General features: G+C 63.6%; 8 protein-coding genes. 2 read left to right on the top strand and 6 right to left on the bottom strand.

The features are described 5' to 3' along the window. Positions 1-9 precede the first annotated feature (9 nt). The gene (locus tag ACXIUA_RS09685; protein ID WP_252931487.1) at positions 10-822 is read left to right on the top strand and encodes an inositol monophosphatase family protein; all 813 of its coding nucleotides are present in this window, start codon (positions 10-12) and stop codon (positions 820-822) included. Then, positions 806-1,594, top strand: coding sequence for a histidinol-phosphatase (hisN, locus tag ACXIUA_RS09680; protein WP_457976698.1), 789 nt, complete (start codon positions 806-808; stop codon positions 1,592-1,594). Before ACXIUA_RS09685 ends, hisN begins: the two co-directional genes overlap by 17 nt. A gap of 22 nt (positions 1,595-1,616) precedes the next feature. Here the strand turns inward: hisN and ACXIUA_RS09675 are convergent, their stop codons facing one another. The 6 genes from ACXIUA_RS09675 to prfB form a co-directional block, all read right to left on the bottom strand. Continuing rightward, entirely contained in the window at positions 1,617-2,306 is a 690-nt protein-coding gene (locus ACXIUA_RS09675) for a S1 family peptidase (protein WP_457976697.1), read from the bottom strand. Between the two features lie 112 nt (positions 2,307-2,418). Beyond that, positions 2,419-3,063: an SDR family oxidoreductase gene (locus tag ACXIUA_RS09670; protein ID WP_457976696.1), complete on the bottom strand. Its 645-nt coding sequence runs from the start codon at positions 3,061-3,063 to the stop codon at positions 2,419-2,421. A gap of 12 nt (positions 3,064-3,075) precedes the next feature. Beyond that, positions 3,076-3,570 carry an SsrA-binding protein SmpB gene (gene smpB, locus ACXIUA_RS09665; protein WP_070976007.1) on the bottom strand — a complete coding sequence of 165 codons (495 nt, stop codon included), beginning with the start codon at positions 3,568-3,570 and terminating at the stop codon, positions 3,076-3,078. A gap of 15 nt (positions 3,571-3,585) precedes the next feature. Then, positions 3,586-4,488, bottom strand: coding sequence for a permease-like cell division protein FtsX (gene ftsX, locus ACXIUA_RS09660; RefSeq protein ID WP_457976695.1), 903 nt, complete (start codon positions 4,486-4,488; stop codon positions 3,586-3,588). Between the two features lie 2 nt (positions 4,489-4,490). Further along, positions 4,491-5,183 carry a cell division ATP-binding protein FtsE gene (ftsE, locus tag ACXIUA_RS09655; RefSeq protein WP_256000960.1) on the bottom strand — a complete coding sequence of 231 codons (693 nt, stop codon included), beginning with the start codon at positions 5,181-5,183 and terminating at the stop codon, positions 4,491-4,493. A gap of 13 nt (positions 5,184-5,196) precedes the next feature. Beyond that, positions 5,197-6,312, bottom strand: coding sequence for a peptide chain release factor 2 (gene prfB, locus ACXIUA_RS09650; protein ID WP_457976699.1), 1,116 nt, complete (start codon positions 6,310-6,312; stop codon positions 5,197-5,199). Between the last annotated feature and the right edge of the window lie 48 nt (positions 6,313-6,360).

Genomic DNA, 6,360 nt, shown 5'->3' with positions numbered 1-6,360 from the left:
AATGGGTACATGACTTCTTTCATTGAGCAACATCGCGACTCTGATGACGCAACACTGGCCGCCGCGCTGGTTGAGCATGCTGGCTCGCTTGCGCTGCGGATGCGGGAGGAAGGCCTTTCAACGGATTACAAGACCTCAATTTCCGACGTGGTGACGGAGGCGGACCGTGCCGCGGAACGATTCGTCGCAGAAACGCTCGCCGAGCTGCGCCCACACGACGGCGTCCTCGGCGAAGAGGGTGCTTCCAAACATGGCGATTCCTCACGGACGTGGGTGATTGACCCGGTTGATGGCACGTTTAACTTCACGCAGGGATCGGACTACTTCTGCTCGGCGCTCGCGCTGGTAGAGGGCGACCCCTCGGACCCGGCGCGCATCCTGATTGGCGCGGTGCACCGCCCGGCGATGAAAACCACGTGGCTTGCCCACGACGGCGTTGCGACGCGCAACGGCGAGCCACTGCCCGACCTTGCACCGGCGTCGCTTCCCTCGCAGGGCCTGGTCACCTACCTGCACCCGACGTTCATGCGGGATGACGCCATCCGAAATGCGTGGTTGCGCGCGGTGCGCGATGCGGCGACGATCCGTATGTGGGGCGCGGGCTCCGTCGACCTTTCAAATATCGCTAGTGGCCAGTTGGGCGGCTGGCTACAGCACTCCGTCGCTGACTGGGATTGGCTGCCGGGCAAGGCGCTCATCGAGGCCGTTGGGGGCGTGGCAAAGAAGGTGCCCGCGGGCGGGGTGACCTGGTGTGTTGCCGGAAATCCACAAATTGTGTCGGACATTGAAGCTAGGCTTACTGAGCATGACGAATCTTTATGACGATGACCTCGCACTTGCACTAGAGCTTGCGGATGCTGCCGACGCGATTACGCTCGACCGCTTCGAAGCGTCCGATCTAAAGGTGAAATCGAAGCCGGATATGACCCCGGTTTCCGACGCCGATGTTGCTGTCGAGGAGGTGTTGCGTGAGCGCCTCGCCGAGGCGCGTCCAGGCGACTCGATCGTTGGCGAAGAGTTCGGCGGAGAGACCGTCTTCGAGGGCCGCCAGTGGGTCATCGACCCGATCGACGGCACGAAGAACTTCGTTCGCGGCGTTCCCGTGTGGGCGACGTTGATTTCACTGCTTGTCGACGGCCAACCAGTCCTAGGCGTCGTCTCTGCCCCAGCGCTTGCGCGCCGCTGGTACGCGGCCCAAGGCTCGGGCGCGTGGCGGACGTTTAACAAGGGCAGCCTGAAGCGCCTCGAGGTCTCCCATGTGAGCGAGCTTGCGGATGCCTCCCTGGCGATGTCTTCGCTTGAGGGCTGGAAGGCACGTGGCCTGCAGGAGAACTTCATCGCACTCACTGAGCGCACCTGGCGCCTGCGCGGCTACGGGGATTTCTTCGGCTACTGCCTGGTGGCCGAGGGCGCCGTCGACATCGCGGCAGAACCGGAGGTTTCTGTGTGGGACCTCGCTGCTCTGTCTGTCCTGGTCACGGAGGCCGGTGGCACGTTTAGCTCACTCAACGGTGAGCCTGGACCGCACGGCGGCGACGCGATCGCCACGAACGGGCTGCTGCACGACGCCGCCCGGAAGGTAATCGGCGTCTAAGAAACTTCAAGCGCTTGAAGCCTTAGGGCAGGCGGAAGCCGTTGTCCAGCGTGGACAGCACCGCGTCCAGCCGGACGGCGCCCGTCGGCGCGTGAATCACGCCCTGCAGCGGGCTGTGGCACGAGACATCGAACGGCGATGGGAGCACCCCGCCGTTCAGGATGCCGACGAGGCGGTCGCCCACCACTACGGGTGCGCCCGAATCGCCCTGCATGGCGCAGGTGTGGGAGATGTTCATGGACTCCCAGTCGTGCAGCGTCACGCCGCACGTTCGGCCGGAGGCCACGCCCTGCTTGCACACCACGTTGCCGGGCTTGATCGGCTTGCTGCCGAGGTGGTTGATGTGGACGCCGTTGTAGGAGCGTGTCACCTCCGCGTTCGAGCCCAGCTCGATCAGTGCGTAGTCGAGGTCCCGGTTGACCTCCACGATGGTGCCGGAAGGCCCGACTTGCCAGGAGTCGGCGGAGGTGACGGCGTCGCCAACTTCACCGCAGTGCCCGGCGGTCAGCGCGTACTTGTGCCCTTTATCGTCGTGGCCCGCCACGGCGACGGTGCACATTGATTCGGTGCCATTGGTGCGCTTCACGTAAATCGGGGTGCTGGGCCCGTAGAGGGAATTTCCCCGAGTGAGCGCTTGGTTCGAGGCCTCCGGAATCCGCGGGGCGTCGTGGAAGGAACCGGGCACGCGGTGCAGCACAGCCTGCACCGGCACGCTTCCCCTGGCTTAGTCGATGAAGTCGAAACCAGAATCGACCCCTCGTACTACGGGAACCGTAGAAGCACCACCCTAGCCGACGAATACGCTCCCGCGCAAGGGCCTCTATTTACGGGGTTGGGGTGATGCGCAGGAATTCGACGACGGCATCCGGACCGGCGTCGACGGCGAGGCGTGCGGCCTTCGCCACGGATTGTGGCGTCATCTTCGGCCCGCTGGTGTCGCCGTGGAGCATGTCGGTGTCGGTGCGCCCCGGGTGCAGGGAGGTCACGCGCACGGCTCCGGCTTCCTCCAAGCGGAGGGAATCGGTGAAGCCGCGCAGGCCGAATTTGGAGGCGCAGTAGGCGGAGCTGCCGTCGATACCAAAGAAGCCGGCGCCGGAGTTGATGGTCAAGATGAGGCCGTTGCTGCGTCGCAACGCGGGCAAGAGCGCTTTCGTCAGCAGCATTGGTGCGATCACGTTGACTTCCATGGTGCGACGCAGGTCGGCCTCGGTAAGGTCGGTGAGGCGGGCGGGCATCATGACGCCTGCGGCGAGCACGAGCACGTCGAGCTCTTGAATGTTCGACGCCGCCTCCGCCATCGCAGCACTGTCGGTGAGGTCAACCTCGAAGGGCTCGGCGTTGGGCAGTGCGCTGACGACCTCGGAGGCGTAGCGGGAGGCGCCGACGTAGACGTGGTGGTCGCGGCCGAGTTCCTCCGCGATCGCACGACCGATACCGCGGGAGGCGCCTGTGACGAGTGCTTGCTTCAACCTGAAATCTCCTTAGGCCTTGATGCCTTTGAACTTCCTGCCAAGGTCACGAGCAATTTCGCGATCTTCGGCGCGGCGTTTGATGGCTTGTCGCTTGTCGTAGTCCTGCTTACCCTGCCCCAGGCCGAGCTCCACTTTCGCGCGGCCGTCCTTGAGGTAGAGCGAGAGCGGGATGAGGGTGCGGTTGCCGTCGCGAAGTTTGCCCTGCAGGGAGTCGATTTCGCGGCGGTGCATGAGCAGCTTGCGGGTCCGGCGTGGCGGGTGGTTCGTCCAGTGCCCTTTGGAGTACTCCGGGATGTGCATGTTGCGCAGCCAGACCTCACCGTTATCGATGGTGGCGAACGCCTCGACCAGGGACACCTTGCCTTCGCGCAGCGACTTGATCTCGGTGCCGACGAGCACGATGCCGGCCTCCCAGGTGTCCAGGATGTTGTAGTCGTGGCGCGCTTTCCGGTTGGTCGCGAGGACCCCGGTGTTGCTCAGCTTTTGTTTCTTCTTCTTGCCCATAGGCGTTCCACCCTACTACTTCCGTACGTAGCTGCGCAGTGCCACCTGAGCTGCGAGTGCGCCGATGACGACGGCTCCAAGACCGACAAGCGGCATCACTGTCAGGACGGCGGAGTCCGGAACTCGGGCGACGAGTTGGGAGGCGTAGAGGTCGCCGAGGATCGGGTCGACGAGTGAGCGCTTCCCTACCCACGCCAACACGGTGGCAAGTACCGCACCGATCAGCACGGAGAGCACCGCCTCCAGCACAAACGGCGCCTGGGTAAACCAGCGGGATGCACCAACCATGCGCATGATCGCAATCTGCTCGCGGCGGTTGTACGCGGCGAGCTGGACCATGTTCACGATCAGGAACAGCGATGCCAGTGCCTGCGCCGCGGCGACGACGAAAGTCACGTTGCGGAACGTGTCCATGGTGCCGGCGGCCTCGCGTACGGTGTCGGCTTGGTCGCTGACCATGGCGACTTGGGGCATGTCGCGGATGGCGTCGATGGGTGCGATGTCGGATGGGTCCTTGAGTCGCACGTGCAGTGCGGCGGGCAGTGCGTCCGGGGAGGTTTCGCGCACGAGGTCCGGCTCGGAATCTTGGAAGAGCTCCACGAAGCGTTCGTAGGACTGCTCGCGGGAGCGGAAGATCACCTGTTCGACGCGGTCGTCGGCTTGCAGGGTGTCGCGGACCTCGCGGCAGGCCTCGGAGGAGCAGTCGCTGTCCTCAGCGGAGATGGTCTCGTCGAGCTCCACCATGACTTCGACGCGGTCGAGGTAGAGGTCCTTCGTCGCGCTCGTCGCCTGCGAGATAAGGATGCCGGCGCCGACGAGCACGAGCGAGAGCGCGGTGGTGATGATGAGCGCGATGGTCATGGTGAAGTTGCGCCCGAGGCCGCGGAGGCCTTCGCGGAAAATGAAGTTCCAGTTCATGCTTATCCCCTCACGGTTCCGTAGACGCCGTTGGCGTCGTCGCGAACAAGTTTGCCCAGGTGCAGTTCCATGACGCGCTGGCGCATCTCGTTGACGGCGCGCGCGTTGTGGGTGGACATCACAACGGTGGTGCCAAGGCGGTTGATGCGCGCGAGCAGCGCCATGATCTCGTCGGAGGTTCCCGGGTCGAGGTTGCCCGTGGGCTCGTCGGCGAGGACGAGTGGGGGCTTATCGACGAACGCTCGCGCGATTGCGACGCGCTGCTGCTCGCCGCCTGACAGTTCGTGTGGCATACGGTTCGCTTTCGCATCCAGTCCGACCAGCTCAAGGGCCTCCGGCACCAGCTTTGCGATGCGCTGCTTCTTCTTCCCGATCACCTCGAGCGCGAAGGCCACATTGTCGTAGACGCTCAGCTTGGGCAGCAGCCTGAAGTCCTGGAAGACGTAGCCGATGGACTGACGCAGCAGGTTTACGTTGCTGCCCTTTAATGCGTTGACGTGGAAGTCGTCGAAGTAGATATCCCCCGAGGTCAGGTTTTCCTCACGGATCATCAGCTGAAGCAACGTCGACTTGCCGGACCCGGACGGGCCGATGAGGAAGACGAAGTCGCCGTCGGCAATTTCGAATGAGACATCGTCGAGTGCTGGGCGTGTGGACGTCGGGTAGACCTTCGTCACGTTGGAAAAAGTGATCACCCGCTACACACTACTACTTCTTCTGTTGCTCCTGTGACTGAAGTTGCTCCATGCGCCAGCGGATACCGGCCTCCAGGAAGCCGTCGATGTCGCCGTCGAGCACCTTCTGCGGGTCCCCCACCTCGTAGTTCGTGCGCAGGTCCTTCACCATCTGGTACGGGTGCAGCACATAGGAGCGCATCTGGTTGCCCCAGCTGGCGTTGCCACCGGCACCGAGGGCGTCCATCTCAGCCTTTTCTTCCATGCGTTTCTTCTCCAGGAGCTTGGACTGCAGCACGTTGAGCGCGGACGCCTTGTTCTGGATCTGAGATTTCTCGTTCTGGCAGGTCACCACGATGCCGGTTGGGATGTGCGTGATGCGCACCGCCGAGTCTGTGGTGTTCACCGACTGCCCGCCGGGACCCGAGGAGCGGTAGACGTCCACACGGATATCGGAATCCGGGATGTCGATGTGGTCGGTGTGCTCGACCACCGGCAGCACTTCTACCTCAGCGAACGAGGTCTGGCGCCGCGCCTGGTTGTCGAACGGCGAGATACGCACCAGCCGGTGCGCGCCCTGCTCGACGGAGAGCTGGCCGTACATATATTCCCCGTGCACCACGAAGGTCGCCGACTTAATCCCAGCCTCTTCCGCGTAAGAAATGTCGTACACGTCCACCTTGTGGCCGTGCTTCTCTGCCCAGCGGATGTACATGCGCATGAGCATCTCGGCCCAGTCAGCAGCATCAACACCGCCGGCGCCGGAGCGGATGTTGACGACGGCCTCGCGCTCGTCGTACTCGCCCGACAGCATCGTCTGCACTTCCAGGGAATCGACGTCCGCTTCGACGGCGTCGAGCTCATCGTCGGCGAGCGAAGGATCGCCTTCCTCTTCGGCGAGTTCGTACATGACGGGGAGGTCGTCGATACGCGAGCGCAAGCTCGTGACTTTCTTCAGGCGAGCCTGGACGCTGGAGAGCTCCGAGGTGACCTGCTGCGCGTGGGCGGGGTCGTCCCAGAGGCTCGGGTCGCCGGCTTGCTGCTCGAGTTCTTTGATGCGCAGGGCCATTTCGTCGAGGTCCATGACTTTTTCGATAGTGGTCAACGTGGCGTCAATACGTTTGATTCGAGCGAGCGTCTCCGGTTGCATACCGTCGAAGTCTAGACGACGCTCCACAAATCGCGCGCACAGCCCCAT

The sequence above is a fragment of the Corynebacterium sp. UMB8791 genome, from assembly GCF_054166365.1.
Note: the sequence above shows the minus strand (reverse complement) of the source record. Positions and strands in the feature narration are given on the sequence as shown.